This is a genomic window from Rossellomorea sp. FS2, assembly GCF_047915635.1.
Lineage (GTDB): Bacteria > Bacillota > Bacilli > Bacillales > Bacillaceae_B > Rossellomorea > Rossellomorea marisflavi_A.
The window spans coordinates 121,419-140,360 of record NZ_JBLRVS010000001.1 but is presented as its reverse complement, the minus strand read 5'-3'; the positions used below and the strand labels follow the sequence as shown (position 1 = coordinate 140,360).

Sequence of the window (18,942 nt, the reverse complement as noted above, 5' to 3'; positions counted from 1 at the left end):
TTTATGGGAGGTTTCGTTTTGCATCGATATGAAAGGGGGCAGGGACCTTTCCTTTCCGCTACGGGCGCTTGCTTTCCTGCGGGGTCTCGCCACTCCTCCTTTTCCGCTGCAGTCAAGCGCCATCCGCTCCAATCCACTCTTTGCTATATAAGAGAGTCCCATGATTTTTATTCAGGCGTGAGTTCCAATCTCTCCACCTTTGCAGTAAGTTTGGACCTTGGAACGGCATTTGCTGGTGGAACACCGGTTCACAGTAAGAGAAGTAATCCATATAGCATATAGCAGTCCCGATGAGGCAGACATCAGAATGAGAATCGAGCCCCTTTCATTTTCAAAAGAAACATCTTAAAAAAAGTAGGACCACTTCAACTTACAAACAGGTTCTATCAACACCCTTCTCCTCACAAAGTAAGAATCGCCAAAATCGAGACCTCCTTTTCCCCAAAGAGTGCCTCGCAGCGGAGGACAGCCGACTCCTACGGGAAAAGTGGGCAAGGTGAGACCCCGCAAGCATGAGGAGGCTCACCGCACACCCCGTGGAAAGCGGCTGTCCGCAGCGAAGAGGCACGGACCCCTCATCATCAAACACCCTTCTCAAAAAGAGAGTGTTTTTTGGATAGACCAGAGATTCTGTTGAAACTACCAAGACTCTCTTCCTCTCACTTGATAAGGAGGTCCCGAATGATACCCAACTTTTCATCCCAGAGTGCCTAGCAGCGAAGGACAGCCGACTCCTACGGGAAAAGTGGGCAGGGTGAGACCCCGCAAGCATGAGGAGGCTCACCGCACACCCCGTGGAAAGCGGCTGTCCGCAGCGGAGAGGCACGGACTCCTTCATCTTTAAACTTTCTTATCAAAGAGAGAAGGACACGAGATTCCCATTAGTTTAAAGGGATGCTTATATCACGATAAATCCATATGAGGTTACAAGCAGGCTCTATCCTCTCACAACTTACAAATCAGCATATCCTCCTCTTCCCCAAAGAGTGCCTCGCAGCGGAGGACAGCCGACTCCTACGGGAAAAGTGGGCAAGGTGAGACCCCGCAAGCATGAGGAGGTTCACCGCACACCCCGTGGAAAGCGGCTGTCCACAGCGAAGAGGCAAGGACTCCTTCATCTTTAAACTTTCTTATCAAAGAGAGAAGGACACGAGATTCCCATTAGTTTAAAGGGATGCTTATATCACGATAAATCCATATGAGGTTACAAGCAGGCTCTATCCTCTCACAACGTACAAATCAGCATATCCCCCTCTTCCCCAAAGAGTGCCTCGCAGCGGAGGACAGCCGACTCCTACGGGAAAAGTGGGCAAGGTGAGACCCCGCAAGCATGAGGAGGCTCACCGCACACCCCGTGGAAAGCGGCTGTCCGCAGCGGAGAGGCACGGACTCCTCATCATCAAACACCCTTCTCAAAAAGAGAGTGTTCTTTCGATAGACCAGAGATTCTGTTGAAACTACCAAGGCTCTCTTCCTCTCACTTGATAAGAAAGTCCTGAATGATACCCAACTTTTCATACCAGAGTGCCTCGCAGCGGAGAGGCACGGACGCCTCCCCATCAAACACCATTCTCAAAAAGAGAAACAAAAAAAAGGCCGCTCACAAGCAGCCTTTCATTCGATCATCGTTTATTTTCAGTCAGCCATCCATCGATCTTACCAAGGATGTCCTGCAGCGCTCTCTGGTTGGACAGGCTCGGAAGCTGTGCCAACAGGATTTCTTTCGGCGCCTCCACCCCTTCACCCTTCTTCTGAAGGATCAAGATGCTCTTGGCGGACTGCTTATTCTTGAATAGGGACAGGGGCAGCTGTAGAAAGCCCTGGATATTCGCCGTTTCATTCAAGAAGTTTTGAAGCTGAGGTGCAAAAGGAGACTCAAACAAATTGTTCGGGACGATAAAGAACAGATAGCCTCCTTCTTTTGTGTGCTTCAGGCTCTGCTCGATAAAGAGATGATGGGCATACGAATGACCCTCATCCGCCTGCAGCTCATAGTCCTTCGCCCTCGTATCATTCGGATAGTATCCGATTGGAAGGTCACTCAGGACAAGATCCACGGGATCGATCATGAGCGGTTCAAGGGAATCCTGGTTGAAGAGCTGAAGGGGATGCTTTTGCAGGTTGGCTCCTACATAGGCAAGCTTGATCAGCACATCATCGATCTCCACGCCGACGGACTCGGTCTCTTTCCCTGTCAGGTGGTTCAGCACCGTCGTCAGGAGATTACCTGTTCCGATCGCCGGGTCCAGGACCTTGAGCGTCTCCATTCCTTCGGTAAAACGGTTCACCAGATAGCTGATGAACATGCCTAGGGAATCCGGCGTCATTTGGTGATTCGGCTGAACATTTTCTTTCATCCCTTTCAAGATGGCAAATTGGAAGGCTTTCCGTATATCCTCATCTGCCGTATGCTCAAGCTTCAGTTCCGCATATTTCTTGGATAATCGCTTCTTCGTGAGCTCGCTGAGTTCATCTTGAAGGATTTCTTCCTGAAAGAGGTTCTCCCCTGTTTCAGCGACTGCTTCCAGATAGGTACAGTTCAGCTCCTCCTGAAGCAGGGTGGAGGTTTCATCGAGTATGCCGAATAGTGTTTCGACTGGTGAATTCATCATGTACGTTCATTCCTTTTCACGGTTTGGTGCTTTTATTGTAACGTGGGCATCGCCTTTTGTAAAAACCAGACCCTTTTTGCGGCAAAAAAGGATGCTGGCCGGGGCCAGCATCTGATGTCATTATTTTGCGTTTTTAACCGCTTCGATCGCCGCTTCATAGTCAGGATGATCGGTTGCTTCGCTTACATATTCTGCGTAAGTCACTTCATCGTTGCTGTTCACGACGAATACGGCACGTGCCAACAGACGGAGTTCCTTAATATATACGCCGTATGCTTCACCGAAGGACAGGTCACGGTGGTCAGAGAGGGTTTGGACATTCTCGATGCCGTTGGCCCCGCACCAGCGCTTTTGTGCGAAAGGTAGATCGACGGAAACGGTAAGGACTTCCACATTGTCGAATTTCACTGCTTCTTCATTGAATTTTCTTGTTTGGGCGTCACAAACGCCTGTGTCGATGGAAGGAACGACAGAGATCAAACGCACCTTGCCTTTTGAATCCTGAAGTGTCACTTCTGACAGATCGTTGGCCAATACGGTAAAGTCAGGTGCTTGATCCCCTGCTTTGACTTCGCTGCCTACGAGTGTGACAGGATTGTTTTTGAATGTGATTGATGCCATTATGTATTCCTCCTTTAAAATAGGTTGTACTTCTTCATAGTACAGAAAAGGGGGGAAGGTGCGCAACTGTTATGGCTTACCCTTTTGGGAAAGGAAATGAGGCATGCAGGAATCTGCACGCCCCATGGCTTAAAAGTCTACATTTTGTTTATGGTGATCGGGCCCGTGTCCATCATGGTCTTTCTTCAGCATGCTTTGGATCTTTTCGATGGCACCTGGTGCAAGATCGAGAAGGCGATCAAGGAGGTGGGTATTTTCATCAAGATGAAGCATTTTGATGCCCCTTGAGCTGACGATCAGAAACGCGATCGGGGTGATGGATACCCCTCCACCGCTTCCTCCTCCGAAAGGTTGCTGCTTCGGACCGGACTGTGGCTTGTCTCCATTGTCTCCGCCTTTACCCTTGCCGTCGATGATGAATTCACTGCCGCCTGCAGCAAATCCGAACCCGACTTTCGATACCGTCAATATCACGCTTCCGTCCGGTGTTTCGACTGGGTCGCCGATGATCGTATTCACATCGATCATTTGTTTCAGATTTTCCATGGCGGTGGTCATTAATCCTTCAATAGGATGTTCACTCATGCCAGTTCCTCCTTATTATACTGAATGTTTTTCACCTGAGATGGTGGACAAGGGCCTGGTTTTGAACGCTGCCCTGCCGCCCCTCCAAAAACGAAGTATCTTGAAACCTACGAGGATAGCATTCCCAATTCTAAATTGGATGATACATGAAAATCTGGTTTGGATGATCGCTTGTTGAAAGTCGGGCACCACCTGCAGATCCGGCATGGACTGAAGTCTTATGTACCCGCTCATGAGACTGATGATGCTTCCTTTCAGCCCCCATATCGCCCCTGTGAAGGATCCTGTGGCAGCGGCATCACCCGTGCCGATCTTCGTATGCCAGATGACATCATCCATCTTTACTTTCTTCATGAAATGCCGGATGATCCGGTGCAGAGACCGTACATGGACGAGGAGTGTTTTCGTATCTTTGAGGCTATTCATGAATTCAGAAGGGGTCACCTTTTTCTTTTCCTCTTTTTCCTTACTGGAAGAGCCGGCATCCCCTGCCTTCTTCTTTTCTTCCAGGACGACATTGGGACCATCATCATCGACTTTCACCATGGGGATGTCGATCGTATATTTAAGGATTCCATACCAGGCCCTGAGCATCACCTTGAAATGATCATTATCATTTCCGTGATAGAGGGATACGGTAATGGTCAGTTTGGTTATAAAAATGATTACTAATAATAGCAGCAGCAACGCAGCGAGGATCAGGAGGGTCCATACCCACCAGCTCATATCCATCACACCCCTTCAACTTCCCATTATCGCCTCTCCGATTAAGATTTAAACCTTCCAAACCTTCCATTTTCCTTCTCCCCTTACCTGTCCCCCCTCTCCCATAAGGGTGAAGGGCAATCAGGAGGCGTCGTTCGATACCCCCCCCTTAACGACGGCACGGCGCATTTCACTTCCGTCTGCACAAAAAAAGAGAGCATCCAGACGGATGCTCTCCATTGATTCATGTTTGTACCGGTGTGAACTCCAGCTTTCTTTTCTCCTGTACGACCGTTGTATCGGCGAAAAGATCATGGATCCCCTGCTTTTTCGTGGTGAAGGCGACAACCACATAGAGGATGAAGAAAGTGCCGGAGATAAAGCGTCCGATCAGCTCCCTGAAGAGGACGGTTCCCCAGTCGAGCTTCTGCCCGTTGATTCCGACCACTCTCACGCCGAACAGCATCTTCCCGAGTGTCTGGTGGAAGAACTTCGTCATGAGAACGAAGTAAGCATAGAAGACGATGGTCGTCAGGATGGTGTATGGAGCGAACATGGAGCTTCCCATCGGGATGTCCAGCAGCTTGAATACAGGTGTCACAAGGAGGCGTGTTACGCTTCCGATCACAATCAGGTCGAGGATGTAGGCCCAGAACCTGATCCAAAAACCTGCCAGGAAAAATCCTTTGGCCGGGGGCCGGGGTTCGGTTGTTTCTTCTTTCGACATCTCCCTTTCAGGAAAGGGCACGCCGTCTTGTTCATATACGTCACTCATCGGTCAAGCCCTCCTTACTCAGAATATAGATACATCAATCGTGGTGCATTCGGTTGGGAGAGGATCTTGGCAAGGGCCGTCGCTTCCATGTCCCCTCCGATCATTTTCTTCGCTCCCATGTTGAAGAGCCCTGCGAAGGATTCGCCTGAGGAATAACGGAAGACTTCTGCGTCTTTCAGCTTGTAATCCTTCTTCATGGCCTCAACAGTGTCTTCGTAATAACCGAATTCATCGATGAGGTTGACTTCCTTCGCCTGCTGTCCGTCATAGATCCGGCCGTCGGCGATTTTCTTCACCTGTTCTTCCGACATGTCACGGCCGCTTGCGATGACGTCCACGAATCCTTCATAGGAATTATCGATCATGGACTGCAGGATATCCCGCTCTTCATCGGTCATCTCCCTTGTCGGGCTCATGATATCTTTGTATGGTCCACTTTTGATCGTCACGAAGTCGACGCCGTATTTCTCAGCAAGCTCCGAGTAATTGATGCCCTGCATGATCACCCCGAGGGAGCCGGTGAGGGTTTCCTTGCTGGCGAAGATCTTGGTGGCAGGGGCAGATATGTAGTAACCACCTGAAGCGGCCGTGCCTCCCATGGACACATAGATCGGTTTCTTCGTGTCTTTTTTGATTTCTTCAAGCTTTTTGTGGATCTGGGCGCTTTCCACCACTCCTCCACCAGGTGAGTTCACCTTCAGGATGATCCCTTTGACCGAGTCGTCCTGTTCAACGGCGTCGAGCTGCTCCAGGAATGACTGATGGTTATAGCCTGCACTCTCGAACAGCGAGCCCGCTCCTCCTGTATCCTGTATGACTCCGTTTACTTCGAGTACGGCGATCCGATTTCCGGACGAACCGGTTTCCAATACTTCTTCGTTCAGGGTCGAGTCCATGCTAAGGATATCTTCCCAGGCACTTGTGAAATCACCCTTCACTGCCGATGTGGCGAAATTGACGATGACCGAGACAAAGAACAGTCCGGCTGCGATTCCAAGTGCAATCCATCTTTTTGCATTCATGTTGTATAATCCTCCCTTTCTCATCCTATCTTATGTAAGGATATCTTTATCATTCTACATATAAAACATGGTAGAATATTCACTAAGTAAGATTCTAGCAAATTTTTAATCAAATGGGAAAACTTAACCTACTTCGACAGGGGGCATTTCACATGAATCGTCGCAATATTTATTTCTATCACCTAAAAGATGCAGCACTCGGGGCGAAGCTGGATTCTCTCTATGAGCTCGCACGCCGCTATGATTTCACCATCGTCAATCGTCACGAAGATGCGAGTATCATCGTGAGCATCGGTGGCGACGGTACGTTCCTTCAGGCCGTCAGGAAGACCGGTTTCCGTCAGGACTGCCTGTACACCGGCATATCCACCGGCGGTACGCTGAGCATGTACTGTGATTTCCATATCGATGATACGTCCAAGATGATCGAGGCGATGACCAAGGAACAGATCGAGGTCAGGAAGTACCCGACCATCGAAGTGACCGTGGATCATCAAACCTCATTCCTGTGTCTGAATGAGTTCAGTATCCGGTCCGGCATCATCAAGACGTTCGTGATGGACGTATTCATCGACGACAACCATTTTGAGACGTTCAGAGGAGACGGAATGGTCATTGCCACTCCGACGGGCAGCACAGCCTACAATAAATCCGTCAATGGAGCGGTCGTGGATCCGATGATCCCCTGTCTTCAGGTGAGTGAGATGGCTTCACTGAACAATAACCGGTACCGTACATTGGGCTCTTCTTTCATCCTCAGCCAGGAACGCCGACTTGTCCTGAAGATCGTCCAGGACGGGAATGATTATCCTGCCATGGGCATGGACAATGAAGCCCTTGGCATCCAGCATGTCGAAACCATCGAGGCGAAGCTGAGCGGAAACATCATCAAGACCGTCAAGCTGAAGGATAATTCTTTCTGGGAAAAGGTGAAGCGTTCATTCCTGTAGGAGGATAAAAGAAAACCCGGATACGCCGGAAGGGAGGGTCGCTCCCTTTCAGGCATTCCGGGTTTTTCTATGCGCTCAGCCGGGCATCTTTACGCCTTTTCCTGGCAAGCTGAAGCCGCGATGCCGTCAACACCGCCAATGCGAGCCAGATGAAGCAAAAGGCAATGGCATGGACAGTTGAAAACGGCTCATGATACATCCACACGCCGAGGATCAACGTGATGGTCGGGGCGATATACTGCAGGAATCCCACCATGTAAAGGGGGATCTGCTGGGCCCCGCGTGAGAAGAACAAGAGCGGGATCGCCGTCGCCGCACCTGCCCCGATCAGGAGCAGGTCCGTCCCTGTACCAGTATGGAAGAGTGCCAATGACCCATCCTGGTACAAGAACAGGAGATAAATGATCGAAACGGGCGCAATCGTCATGGTTTCCAAGGTCAGGCCAATAGATGATTCAACTTGTATCAGCTTTTTGGCCAGCCCATATAAGCCGAACGAAAACGCCAGCCCGAACGCGATCCATGGGAAATCCCCGTAGGACAACGTGAGGACGAGCACGCCCGCCGCGGCTAAACCGAATGACAGGACCTGTGCTTTGGAGAGCTTCTCCTTGAGGATGAAGACCCCCAATAGAATGCTCACCAGGGGATTGATATAGTAACCGAGGCTTGCTTCCACCATCTGATCTGTATTGACGGCCCATATGTAGATGAACCAGTTCACACTGATCAATAAAGAAGCGACAAGGAGCGCAAGAACCTGCTTCTTCTTCGTCAACGACGTTTTCAGATAGGCCGTGAACCCTTTGAACCTTCTTGTGACCAAGAGGAACAGCAGCATGAACCAGAATGCCCAGAAGATGCGATTTGCCAGGATTTCATCGGCTGGGACATCCCCGAGCCACTTCCAATAGATCGGGAGGATCCCCCATAATAGATACGACAACGCGGTATACGCAATCCCCGTCTGACTTGACTTCATTTTGTTACCCCCAGACTATTTCAATGACCGAAATAACTCCATTATAGCCATGGGGGTGACCAGGGGCAATCATTATTTTTTCCTATCTCTGTCAAAGACGATGTCCTCATCGACGACGGTCATCGCCACCACTTGTTTCAGGAGCACTTCGGGGCCACCAGTGAAGGGATCTTCGCTTAAAATCGTGAAGTCTGCATCATAGCCTTCCTTGATGAGACCGCGGTCGGCTTCGTGGTGACACGCGAATGCACTGCCTTTTGTAAATAGGGAAATACCTTCATACATGCTCAATACCTGCTCGGGTCCATAAACAGTATGATCGGGATCAACGGGATTGGTCCGTGTTACAGCCGCATGGATACCGAGAAGGGGATTAACCGGCTCGATCGGGGCATCCGACCCGCCTGCGCAGTGGATTCCTTCTTCAAGGAGCGTCTTCCATGCATAGTTATACTTCATACGGTCTTTTCCGATCCGGTCGATCACCCACGGAAAATCAGATGCGACAAAACGGGGTTGGATGTCCAGGATCAAATCCAGTCCCTTGATCTTCTCGATCAATTCTTGGCGGAGGATCTGGGCATGGATCAATCGATCGCGCCTCCCCTTCACCGTAGGCTCTTTCGTGATGGCATCCACTACCTGTTCAAACGCCTGATCCCCGATTGTATGGACGGCGATCGGTAAATCATAGGATCTTGCCTTCGCTACGAGGGCCTGCAAGTTTTCCTCCGTATGGATGCTCACTCCGCTGGTGCTTTCATCATCGGCGTACGGATGGCTGAGGAGTGCCGTCCTCCCGCCAAGGGCGCCATCGGCAAAGATCTTCATGGCTCCGAATTCCACATAAGGTCCTCCCTCGAGGAATTGATGCCCTTCATCATGCCAGTCTTCGATGACGGCATGATGGACGAGGAGATGGGCCCTGAACTTCTTAGCGCCATTGCCGAGCGTATTCACAAACGCCTGATACGTTTTGTTAAAATCTCCGTAATAACTCAAATCTTCTGTGTGACCGCCTGTAAGGCCGTTTTCCCAGCAGCTTTGAACCCCTTTTGCGAGCGCTTCTTCAAGATACGCCAGTGAAATGGCAGGCAGGATCCCCGTCACGATATCCTGTGCCGTATCCTTCAGCACTCCATTGACACGTCCATCCTCGTATCGGTCGATCAGTCCCCCTTCGGGATCTTCCGATGCGTCGGTGATGCCTGCTTTTTCAAGGGCCAATGTGTTGACGACGATCGCATGGCGGCATATCCGTTTCAGGAGCACAGGGTGTCCGGCTGCTACTTGATCGATTTCATCTTTGGTGATGACGCTTGGATCCTCCCAAAGATTTTCATTCCACCCTTCCCCGATGATCCAGTCTCCTTCCGGGGTATGGGCGGACTTTTCCTTCACTGCCTTCAGTACCTGTTCCTTGCTGGTCATCTCGGAAAGGTCCAGCCTCATCAATGTCTCTCCATGTCCGATGAGATGCATGTGGCTGTCCACAAACCCCGGGAACATGATCTTGCCTTCAAGGTCCATATTCCGGTCCACTGGATATCGCTCCCTTAGGGCAGCTTCGCTGCCAAGGGCCTTCACTTTGCCATCTTCCGTCCATACCGCCTCGACAGTCTGACCTTCTGCCTGCATCGTGTAGATTGTTCCGTTCGTCCATAATGTTCCCATCGTGGTTGTTCCCTTCTTTCCAAAAAATTCTGTATCTACTGTACCATAAAAGTGCAAAAATCAGAAAGAACTGACATTCGCTCATGATGACGAAAAAAAGAAGCCGCTATGGACTCCCTTTTTTGGCTCCTCAGTTTTGTGCGGCGAGCTCTTTTTGTCGGAGTTCGATCCTCCTGATCTTGCCTGAAGTCGTCTTCGGCAATTCGTCGACGAATTGAATCTTTCGTGGATACTTGTAAGGAGCCGTCAGTTCTTTGACATGTTCCTGAAGGGAAGGGATGAGAGCCGAATCTTCCTGGTCCACATCGTCTCTCAGGACGATGAAAGCCTTGACGACCAGCCCCCTGATCTCATCAGGGCTCCCGACCACGGCGCATTCCTTCACGGAAGGGTGCTTCACCAGGGCGTCTTCCACTTCAAATGGCCCGATCGTGTATCCTGAAGAAATGATGATGTCATCGCTCCTCCCCTCGAACCAGAAGTACCCATCTTCATCCCGTTTGGCTTTATCCCCGGTGATGTAGTAATCTCCGCGGAATTGCATGGCCGTCCTTTCGGGATCTTTGTAGTAGTTCTTGAAAAGGGCCGGGGTCTCAAGGTGAACGGCAATGTCTCCCACTTCCCCGGTTTCACACGGCTTCCCGAATTCATCGATGATTTCAACCCGGTTCCCAGGCGTCGGTTTCCCCATTGATCCGGGACGCAGTTCCATTCCCTTGGTTACCCCGACAAGAAGGGTATTTTCCGTCTGCCCGTAACCATCCCTCACGAGGACGTCAAAATGCTTCTGGAACGCGTCGATGACTTCCCGATTCAACGGTTCACCGGCTGACACCGCACTGTGAAGGGAATCAAGATGATAGGAACCGAGGTCATCCACCTTCGCCATCAGCCTGTATTCCGTTGGGGTACAGCAGAGGACGTTCACCCGATGATCTTGAAGGATCTTCAAATAGGTATGCGGCTCGAATTTCCCCTGATAAACGAGCCCTGTCGCTCCGGACCCAAGCACGGAAAGGAACGGGCTCCAGATCCATTTTTGCCAACCTGGCCCCGCCGTGGCCCATACGACATCCCCTTCCTCGATACCCAACCATTCCTTTGCAGCGGTCTTCAGATGGGCGTAGGCCCAGCCGTGTGTATGTACGACCCCTTTGGGATTACCAGTCGTCCCTGATGTATAGGAAAGAAATGCCATGTCATCACGGCGTGTATCAGCGAAACGAAGCTCATCCGAAGCGCTTTTGGCTTCTTCTTCAAGATCTATCCAGCCTTCCTGCCCCCCGCCGACAACAAATCTCTTTACATCCTTTATACCTTCAACGCCTTCAAACTGACTGATAAACGGGGAATACGCAACAATCCCTTTTACATCCCCGTGATCGATGCGGTATCCGAGATCTTTCGCCCTTAACATTTCCGAGCTCGGGATCACCACCAGACCAGCTTTCAAGGCAGCAAGATAAACAGCATACGCTTCGATCAACCTTGGCACCATGACGAGAAGCACATCGCCTTTTGTAAATCCCTCTTCAATGAAAACGTTTCCATATTTATTCGCCACTTTAATCAGATCATAATAGCTGATCTGCTTTTCGTTTCCTTGTTCGTCCATCCACAGGAGGGCTTTCGCTCCATCTTTTGCAGCGAAGCGTTCGACTTCCTCTACCAGATTGTATGTTTCCGGTGCTATAAGTTCTTCCCTTTTCATCGTGGTTCCCCCTTTTTTTTACACGGCCCACTCCATTATACAAAATGTTTTAACTTTTTTAAATATTCTTTTTACTGATACCAAAAAGAAAGGAGCGGGGCAATGCCCGCTCCATTGTAGCCATTGTATTCAATTATTTTTGGTAACCGCCGATTTGTTGTTCAGCCATTTGAACCAAACGCTTAGTGATTTCACCACCTACTGAACCGTTAGCGCGGGCAGTTGCATCTCCACCAAGTTGAACTCCGAATTCAGAAGCGATTTCGTATTTCATTTGGTCGATAGCTTGTTGAGCTCCAGGAGCTACTAGTTGGTTAGAACTTCTGTTGTTTGCCATGTGTTTTCACCTCCTCGTTGCTTGTTGAGTATAGAATGTGCGAAAACACATGGCTTCATGCAAGGGATGTCTTTGGTAAATGTTCCTAACTCAGAGAAGGTCGTCGAAGCTTTCTTCCTTATGGGAAGAACCGTCGATCTGCATGATTTCCGTTTTTTCGACCGCTTCGCGGATGAGCTCATCGAAGTTGACAAAGCTTTCGTAGTACTGGACCTTTTCACGCTTCGGTCTGGTTTTCGGAGCAGGAGGCGTAAAGATCGTACAGCAGTCTTCATATGGAAGGATCGAGATATCATGCGTATCGATCTTCTGGGCAATCTCGATGATTTCCAGTTTATCCATGGCAATCAACGGTCGAAGGACAGGGGTATTCGTCACATCGTTGATCGCCTGCATGCTCTCGAGTGTCTGACTGGCTACCTGCCCTAGACTTTCACCCGTCACGATGGCAAGCCCTTCGTGTTTTTCCCTGATCATGTCTGTGATCCTGAGCATCATTCTCCGTGTTGAGGTCATGGTGTAATTTTCAGGCACTTGATCATGAATCAGCTGCTGGATTTCCGTGAACGGGACAATATGCAGATTCACCTTCCCGCTGAACGCCGACAGCTTTTTCGAAAGATCGATGACCTTCTGCTTTGCCCTTTCACTGGTGAAAGGGGGGCTGTGGAAATGGACGGCATCGATCTCCACGCCACGTTTCATCGTCAGATAACCGGCAACTGGGCTATCAATGCCCCCTGAAAGCATGAGCATCGCCTTTCCACTCGCCCCCACCGGCATGCCTGTCGCACCCGGGTAGATTTCGGATGAAAGGTAAACCCCTTCCTTCCTTACTTCCACATTCAGTTTAATATCGGGATTACGGACATCGACGGTCAAGTCCTCCATATTTTTCAGGATGTACGACCCGATCTGATAGTTCAATTCGTTCGTATCAAGGTGGAAGGTCTTATCTCCCCGTCTTGCCGATACCTTGAACGTCTTTCCGGGTTCAAAGCTTTTTTTCACAAGGGAGAGGCCCGCTTCCATCATTTCATCCACATCCCTGCCCGTCATGACAACCGGGCTGAATGACTGGATGCCGAAGATCGAGGATAGCCTTGTGATCACGTCATCCCCGTCCGCTTCCCCAAGCAGGATGTGAAGGCGATCCCTGCTTGCATTGACTGATATGGAAGGCTGATCCTTCAGGGCCTCCAGGATATTTTCCCTCAGTTGGGACGTGAATTTCTTGCGATTTCTTCCTTTAGTAGAAATTTCACCGTATCTAACTAGAATTCGATTATACTTCATCGTGATCTCCTCATCGTTTTTGTTAATGACTGGATTTCCCTCTCCAGTGTTTCCAGGAACGTCCGTGCTTCCTGCATGGTCGTATGGAAGGACAGGCTCAACCTGAGGGAGCTGTTGGCGCGCACGTCCGATACGCCCATGGCAAGGAGCGTTTCGCTCGGTTTATGCTGTCTGGATGAACAGGCACTCGTGGTGGAAAGATAAATCCCGTGCCGATCGAGTGAATGGACCATCACTTCCCCCTTGAACCCTTCGATGGAGAAGTTCAGGATATGGGGAGCTGAGTTCATTTCAGGCGTATGGACCGTCACATAGGGGAGTTTGGATAACCCTTTTCTTAAATAGCCTTTGATTTCCTCCATGTGCGGAAGGGATTCTTCCCTTTCCTTCAAATGCATGCGAAGAGCCTTGGCAAAGGCCGCGATCCCCCCTGTGTTTTCGGTCCCGCTCCTAAGGCTGCCTTCCTGTTCGCCACCGGATAGTAGGGGGGAAAGACGCACCCCGCTCCGGACATAGAGGACTCCCGTTCCCTTGATTCCGTGAATCTTATGGGAGGAAAGGCTGCACATGTCCACTCCCGCAGCGTGCAGATCCAACGGTATTTTCCCGCATGCCTGTACGGCATCCACATGGAACAGGGTTTTCGGTCGCTCATTGAGCAATGCACCAATTTCCCGGATCGGCTGGATCGTCCCGACCTCGTTATTGACATGCATGATACTGACGAGGATGGTATCATCCGTGAGCGCAGCCGCGATTTCCCGGGGATCAACCCGTCCGTCCTCATCAACGCCCACATAGGTGATGCGGAACCCGAACGCTTCAAGGTCTTCTACAGCCTTTTTCACGGAGGGATGTTCGATGCGGGAGGTGATGATATGCCTCCCCCGGTTCTTGTATTGCATGGCCGTCCCCTTGACGGCCAGATTATTCGACTCGGTCCCTCCCGATGTGAAGAAGACTTCTGATCCTTCAACGCCAAGGAGGTCCGCTACCTGCTCCCGTGAACGTTTGATGAGGTCATCCGCCTTCCCACCGAACGAATGGATCGAAGATGGATTTGCATACAGCGTTTCGTTCACCTTCATGAACGTGTCGAGTACTTCTTTATATGGTTTCGTTGTGGCACTATTATCTAAATAGATCAACTATCTCACCTGCTTATGGATTGGCTCACATTTCAATTTTTAATCTTACCATACCTGCAAGGATTCCCAAATAAGAAGCACACTTTTTTATTGTTCATGAATTTTTAATATACTTTCCAAATTTATTCATTGAAATATAACTGAATTTTTGCGAGAATCATGTAAGTAAGTGACAGGTCATACTATTTGAATATACTAAATTGTTTGATTATTTCGTTATTGAACGCACTTATCCCTTCTTACCAACACAATCAACAAGCATGAATGAAACGGAGGAAAGTATATGAATAAGAAAGCGCTTCCATTTAGTGGTGTAATGGCAATAGGCTTGATGCTGTTCGCACTCTTTTTCGGAGCCGGGAATATGATATTCCCTCCATTTTTAGGCCAGCAGGCCGGTGATCACGTATGGACGGCCATCCTGGGATTCTTGATAACAGGGGTGGGGCTTCCTCTTCTGGGCGTCATCGCAATTGCCAAATCCGGCGGCGACCTTCAGTCCCTTGCGAGCAGGGTACATCCCGTTTTCGGCGTCGCCTTCACCGTCATCCTATATTTAGCCATCGGTCCCTTCTTTGGAATACCACGGACCGGGACGGTGACCTATGAAATAAGCGTTCTGCCGTTCTTACCGGAAGGATTGACCGATAGCCGGATGCCGATGATCATCTTCTCGCTCATCTTCTTCTCCTTGACCGCTTGGCTCAGTCTGAATCCGTCCAAGCTGGTCGACCGGATCGGGAAGATTTTGACTCCTTCACTACTGATCATCCTTGCCGTCCTTGTCGTAAAGAGTATCGTCACGCCGATGGGGAAACTTGGTACACCAATGGAAGCCTATCAGAACGGTCCGCTTTTCAAAGGATTCATCGAAGGGTATCTGACAATGGATACCATTGCGGCACTCGTCTTCGGAATCGTGGTCATCAACTCCATTAAAGACCATGGAATCACCTCCAAGGCCAGTATTTCGGCCATCACCATGAAAGCCGGCGTGATTGCGGCTACAGGTCTTGCCCTCGTCTACCTGTCCCTCAGCTATATCGGGGCAAGTGGGACCGATGCCATTGGGCAACAGGCAAATGGCGGCGCACTCCTTGCCGCAGCATCCGAAGAACTGCTGGGGTCGTTCGGGATCATCGTCCTTGGCCTGGCCATCCTTTTTGCCTGTCTGACGACATCGATCGGACTGGTATCGGCGAGTGCGCAGTATTTTTCCAAACTGCTTCCGATCCCTTACAAAGCTTTGGTGTTCATCATTTCATTGTTCAGTATGATCATTTCCAACATCGGATTGACGCAGCTGATTTCCATATCGGTACCGGTGCTGATCTTCATTTATCCAATGGCTATCGTATTGATCATTCTTTCGTTCTTCCACAATCTGTTCAGAGGGTATCGTCCCGTGTATATCACGGCGCTGACATTGACCGCCTTCGTCAGTTTGTTCGACGGCCTGAAAGAAGCCGGAATCGAAGTGACAGCCGTCAGGGACTGGCTCGCCTTCCTTCCCCTCTACGCAGAAGGGATCGGCTGGATCACCCCGGCAATCTTCGGGGCCTTGATCGGCTTCTTGATCTCATTGATTATCGGAACGAGCAAACGATTGATTCAAGCGTAATCGTGACACGGCCCGCCCCGGCATCATCGGGGCGGGCTTTTTGCTGGTGTTTGAGGAGGCACCTGTGAGTATCGTATTGTCCCTCTTATATCCCGCAATCCGACCGTTACGAACCCATGAATGAGTCTTATGTAGACAGCATAAAAAAAAGCAGCCCCCTCGCCCGTATTCACGGTGAAGGGGGACTGCTTCTTTTATTTCGTTTCAAGCATCTTCTCGATCTTCTTCAGCGCACCCGGCTCCACCTTTTCCAAGGTGGTGGCCGCTTCTTCCAGCGCCCTCCGGTATTCATACTGCCTGAATGCTTCCTCGGCGTTCCTGAGGCCGTCATGGACGGATGAATAGCGGCTGCGGTAGCGATTCCCGTACTGGATCACCCGTTCAGAGAGGATGACATCTTCGATGAGTTCATCGGTCTTCTTATAGAAATGGTCCACGGTGTCTTCTGCTGCAAGCAATGTTTCCTGAACAAATTTCATATTCAGCGGTTTCTCTGTGAGACTGACATTCACCTGCTCGATTTTATTATGGACTTCATCAAGAAGATCTTTGTATCCTTGCGGGAGCCCCGGCGCGTTGCTTTTGGAAATCATGCGGCTGGCTTCAGCCACCTTTTTCTTCAGCTCCTGGATTTTTTCCCTGGTGGCAAGCTCATCTTTCCTCATCGTTTGAAGATAAAGATTGAATTCTTCCTGCTCCCTGTTCAGTTCGTCCAGACTGCTCCGGATATCCTTCAGTTCATCACTCAGATTGGAGTACGGGGCACCCTGCCCTTCTTCCTTCTTCATGATCTGTTCATGTCGTTTGGAAAGCTGGATGATCTTGTGTTCCAGATCCTTGGGGATCGTGAGTGCTTCGTCCCGCAGATGGTACGCCTGCTGGACAATCCTGAGCTCCGCCTGGATGTCTTCATTCTCTTCCTTGGCCTTGATGAGACTCTCCGTCGTGGCATCTTTGTACTGCCCGATGAAATGCTTGGCGTGTACTTCCTTTTCCAGGATATCGTAGAACGATTCAATCGTTTCCTTCATTTCCTTCAGGCCGTCTTCCACGCCTTCCACCTTCAGTTCCCCGAGGTCGGTGACGTGGGAGGCAAGGGATGCCTTCAATGCGGCGGCCTTCTCTTCGACCTCCACGTGATCAAGGATATACCCTTCTTCCTTCATCCCCTCATATCCTGCTTCAAGCTCCGAAATCTGGACCGGCAGGACGTTTTCACACTCTGTGAGCAGTTTCGGGATGGCCTCCATCTTATAGGCGGTTTCCCTCATTTTCTCAGAGAGTCCGAGGACCATCTCACGTGCTTCGATATAGTTCCCCTGTTCGGTCAATTCCTCGAATCGTTCGATCTGCTTGCCCATCTCATCCAGGATGGTTTCGATCGGTTTAGCCGTGGAACCATATGTATGGCGATAAGCGAGAAGCTGCTTCTTGCTTTTGCGGTATTCTTCCTGAAGCGTCTGGATCTCTTCCCTGTTCTTCTCCTCACTGCCGATCAGTTCATCGAGTTCCTTCAGGATCGTCTCGATCTTTGCTTCGGTACCGGTGAGGATCTCATGGATACGGGAAAGGGTGGCTTTTGTTTTGTTGAACCGGAACTTATCCGTATGCTCCTCTGCATCGAATAGAAGTTCTTCCACTTCAGGGAGCTGCACGGCTACGATCTCATCCCAACCCTGTCTCCAGCGTTCGAATAATTCCTCGGTCTGCCCGGTCATGTTCAGTTGTTTGACTTTGGAAAGTTCATCCGAGACAGGACGATTCATGATATCGATCTTCCAGGATTCGTAGCGATCGACCTCTGCATAATATTTCTTCCTGACAAAGAATCCCGTCAGGAAGACAATCAATACTAGTAGTATTCCACCGATGATGTACTGCATCATAAGCCCCCTGTTCAACTATTCAGTAACATTTATCTAAAGTTAAGTTTCGTAAAATTTATCTCATTGCTATAATGATACCATGTTAACGACATTTTTTGACTATTAAATTCGAATTTTACTCGATAAAAAGTCATAATCGGCAGTTTTTCCGTCGAATGGACGATTTTTCGCCATATGACGGGCAAAATCTTAGCCGATTAAGGAATAGGAGGCTTGTCCATGTTCAAACGGGATGGTCATATCCATACCCCATTCTGTCCGCACGGAAGCAAGGATGCCATGGAAGAATATGTCGAAAGACTCATCACACTCGGATACACCCACGCCACGTTCACAGAGCACGCTCCCCTTCCCAAGGACTTCATCGATCCTGCGCCGGAAAGGGACAGCGCTATGCATGTCGGGCAGATGGAAGACTATCTGAATGAAATCCACCGTTTAAAACGGAAATATGGTGACCGCATCGTGATTTTTGCTGGCCTCGAGGTGGATTATATTGAGGGATATGAAGCAGGGACAAAAGAGCTGCTGGAGAAGTACGGTCCATCCCTCGACGACTGCATCCTCTCCGTTCACTTCTTGAAGAAAGACGGGGTTTGGTACTGCCTGGACTATAGTGAGGAGATCTTCGGCAGGATGACGGAAGCATACGGCGGAGTGGATGCGGTCCATGAAGAGTATTACAGAGCCGTCCTTTCATCCATCCATTCGGACCTAGGTCCCTATAAACCGAAGCGGATCGGTCATATGACACTCGCGAACAAATTCCAGAAGCTCTACCCGACGACCCGATCCTTTTCCAAGGATATTTCAGGCATCCTGCAGGCCATTCTCACTAACGGAATGGAACTTGATTATAACGGGGCCGGTATAATCAAGCCGCACTGCGGCGAATCCTATCCGCCCGAACCGGTCATCCGGCAGGCATATGGAATGGGAATCCCCATCGTATACGGATCTGATGCCCATACGGTCAGCGGCCTTGATCAAGGAAGGAGCCGGATGACGTTCCTCTGA

At 50.0% G+C, this 18,942-nt stretch carries 16 protein-coding genes; 3 read left to right on the top strand and 13 right to left on the bottom strand.

The window, feature by feature from the left end:
- Positions 1–1,622 precede the first annotated feature (1,622 nt).
- From ACNA6I_RS00710 to sppA, 6 genes are all read right to left on the bottom strand, one after another.
- A complete protein-coding gene (locus ACNA6I_RS00710; RefSeq protein ID WP_187427096.1) occupies positions 1,623–2,609 on the bottom strand; it encodes a class I SAM-dependent methyltransferase in 987 nt (328 codons plus the stop codon).
- Positions 2,610–2,732: 123 nt separating this feature from the next.
- Positions 2,733–3,233 carry a thiol peroxidase gene (tpx, locus tag ACNA6I_RS00705; RefSeq protein ID WP_048007463.1) on the bottom strand — a complete coding sequence of 167 codons (501 nt, stop codon included), beginning with the start codon at positions 3,231–3,233 and terminating at the stop codon, positions 2,733–2,735.
- A 129-nt stretch (positions 3,234–3,362) separates the two neighbouring features.
- Positions 3,363–3,818: a GerW family sporulation protein gene (ytfJ, locus tag ACNA6I_RS00700; RefSeq protein ID WP_048007462.1), complete on the bottom strand. Its 456-nt coding sequence runs from the start codon at positions 3,816–3,818 to the stop codon at positions 3,363–3,365.
- 15 nt (positions 3,819–3,833) lie between these two features.
- Positions 3,834–4,544: a DUF2953 domain-containing protein gene (locus tag ACNA6I_RS00695; protein ID WP_048007461.1), complete on the bottom strand. Its 711-nt coding sequence runs from the start codon at positions 4,542–4,544 to the stop codon at positions 3,834–3,836.
- 223 nt (positions 4,545–4,767) lie between these two features.
- Positions 4,768–5,250 (bottom strand): RDD family protein, encoded by a 483-nt coding sequence (locus ACNA6I_RS00690; protein WP_370295264.1) that lies wholly within the window; start codon positions 5,248–5,250, stop codon positions 4,768–4,770.
- Positions 5,251–5,312: 62 nt separating this feature from the next.
- The gene (sppA, locus tag ACNA6I_RS00685; protein ID WP_048007460.1) at positions 5,313–6,320 is read right to left on the bottom strand and encodes a signal peptide peptidase SppA; all 1,008 of its coding nucleotides are present in this window, start codon (positions 6,318–6,320) and stop codon (positions 5,313–5,315) included.
- Positions 6,321–6,472: 152 nt separating this feature from the next.
- On the opposite strand from sppA, the gene ACNA6I_RS00680 reads away from it, so the two are divergent.
- Positions 6,473–7,270: an NAD kinase gene (locus ACNA6I_RS00680; RefSeq protein WP_416312778.1), complete on the top strand. Its 798-nt coding sequence runs from the start codon at positions 6,473–6,475 to the stop codon at positions 7,268–7,270.
- 67 nt (positions 7,271–7,337) lie between these two features.
- Here ACNA6I_RS00680 and rarD read toward each other — a convergent pair whose 3' ends face one another.
- The 6 genes from rarD to ACNA6I_RS00650 all read right to left on the bottom strand — a co-directional run bounded on the left by rarD (position 7,338) and on the right by ACNA6I_RS00650 (position 14,418).
- A complete protein-coding gene (gene rarD / locus ACNA6I_RS00675) occupies positions 7,338–8,252 on the bottom strand; it encodes an EamA family transporter RarD (protein ID WP_370295258.1) in 915 nt (304 codons plus the stop codon).
- A 72-nt stretch (positions 8,253–8,324) separates the two neighbouring features.
- The gene (locus ACNA6I_RS00670; RefSeq protein WP_048007457.1) at positions 8,325–9,926 is read right to left on the bottom strand and encodes an amidohydrolase; all 1,602 of its coding nucleotides are present in this window, start codon (positions 9,924–9,926) and stop codon (positions 8,325–8,327) included.
- Positions 9,927–10,056: 130 nt separating this feature from the next.
- The gene (mbcS, locus tag ACNA6I_RS00665; RefSeq protein ID WP_159129925.1) at positions 10,057–11,637 is read right to left on the bottom strand and encodes an acyl-CoA synthetase MbcS; all 1,581 of its coding nucleotides are present in this window, start codon (positions 11,635–11,637) and stop codon (positions 10,057–10,059) included.
- Between the two features lie 133 nt (positions 11,638–11,770).
- Entirely contained in the window at positions 11,771–11,974 is a 204-nt protein-coding gene (locus ACNA6I_RS00660; protein ID WP_048007455.1) for an alpha/beta-type small acid-soluble spore protein, read from the bottom strand.
- Between the two features lie 90 nt (positions 11,975–12,064).
- Entirely contained in the window at positions 12,065–13,270 is a 1,206-nt protein-coding gene (gene thiI / locus ACNA6I_RS00655; RefSeq protein ID WP_416312777.1) for a tRNA uracil 4-sulfurtransferase ThiI, read from the bottom strand.
- Positions 13,267–14,418: a cysteine desulfurase family protein gene (locus ACNA6I_RS00650; protein ID WP_416312776.1), complete on the bottom strand. Its 1,152-nt coding sequence runs from the start codon at positions 14,416–14,418 to the stop codon at positions 13,267–13,269. The genes thiI and ACNA6I_RS00650 overlap by 4 nt, the downstream gene beginning before the upstream one ends.
- A 283-nt stretch (positions 14,419–14,701) precedes the next feature.
- Here ACNA6I_RS00650 and brnQ point away from each other — a divergent pair, with 283 nt between their 5' ends.
- The gene (gene brnQ / locus ACNA6I_RS00645) at positions 14,702–16,039 is read left to right on the top strand and encodes a branched-chain amino acid transport system II carrier protein (RefSeq protein ID WP_048007452.1); all 1,338 of its coding nucleotides are present in this window, start codon (positions 14,702–14,704) and stop codon (positions 16,037–16,039) included.
- Between the two features lie 194 nt (positions 16,040–16,233).
- Here brnQ and ezrA read toward each other — a convergent pair whose 3' ends face one another.
- On the bottom strand, positions 16,234–17,925 hold the full coding sequence (gene ezrA / locus ACNA6I_RS00640; protein ID WP_249931506.1) for a septation ring formation regulator EzrA: 1,692 nt from the start codon (positions 17,923–17,925) through the stop codon (positions 16,234–16,236).
- Between the two features lie 219 nt (positions 17,926–18,144).
- Between ezrA and hisJ the strand changes: the two genes are divergently transcribed.
- Complete coding sequence (gene hisJ / locus ACNA6I_RS00635) at positions 18,145–18,942, top strand: histidinol-phosphatase HisJ (protein WP_416312775.1); 798 nt, start codon at positions 18,145–18,147, stop codon at positions 18,940–18,942.

Coding starts and splice junctions, on each gene's coding strand:
- ACNA6I_RS00710 (WP_187427096.1), bottom strand. CDS start 2,609: ATGAATTCACCAGTCGAAACACTATTCGGCATACTCGATGAAACCTCC.
- tpx (WP_048007463.1), bottom strand. CDS start 3,233: ATGGCATCAATCACATTCAAAAACAATCCTGTCACACTCGTAGGCAGC.
- ytfJ (WP_048007462.1), bottom strand. CDS start 3,818: ATGAGTGAACATCCTATTGAAGGATTAATGACCACCGCCATGGAAAAT.
- ACNA6I_RS00695 (WP_048007461.1), bottom strand. CDS start 4,544: ATGAGCTGGTGGGTATGGACCCTCCTGATCCTCGCTGCGTTGCTGCTG.
- ACNA6I_RS00690 (WP_370295264.1), bottom strand. CDS start 5,250: ATGTCGAAAGAAGAAACAACCGAACCCCGGCCCCCGGCCAAAGGATTT.
- sppA (WP_048007460.1), bottom strand. CDS start 6,320: ATGAATGCAAAAAGATGGATTGCACTTGGAATCGCAGCCGGACTGTTC.
- ACNA6I_RS00680 (WP_416312778.1), top strand. CDS start 6,473: ATGAATCGTCGCAATATTTATTTCTATCACCTAAAAGATGCAGCACTC.
- rarD (WP_370295258.1), bottom strand. CDS start 8,252: ATGAAGTCAAGTCAGACGGGGATTGCGTATACCGCGTTGTCGTATCTA.
- ACNA6I_RS00670 (WP_048007457.1), bottom strand. CDS start 9,926: ATGGGAACATTATGGACGAACGGAACAATCTACACGATGCAGGCAGAA.
- mbcS (WP_159129925.1), bottom strand. CDS start 11,637: ATGAAAAGGGAAGAACTTATAGCACCGGAAACATACAATCTGGTAGAG.
- ACNA6I_RS00660 (WP_048007455.1), bottom strand. CDS start 11,974: ATGGCAAACAACAGAAGTTCTAACCAACTAGTAGCTCCTGGAGCTCAA.
- thiI (WP_416312777.1), bottom strand. CDS start 13,270: ATGAAGTATAATCGAATTCTAGTTAGATACGGTGAAATTTCTACTAAA.
- brnQ (WP_048007452.1), top strand. CDS start 14,702: ATGAATAAGAAAGCGCTTCCATTTAGTGGTGTAATGGCAATAGGCTTG.
- ezrA (WP_249931506.1), bottom strand. CDS start 17,925: ATGATGCAGTACATCATCGGTGGAATACTACTAGTATTGATTGTCTTC.
- hisJ (WP_416312775.1), top strand. CDS start 18,145: ATGTTCAAACGGGATGGTCATATCCATACCCCATTCTGTCCGCACGGA.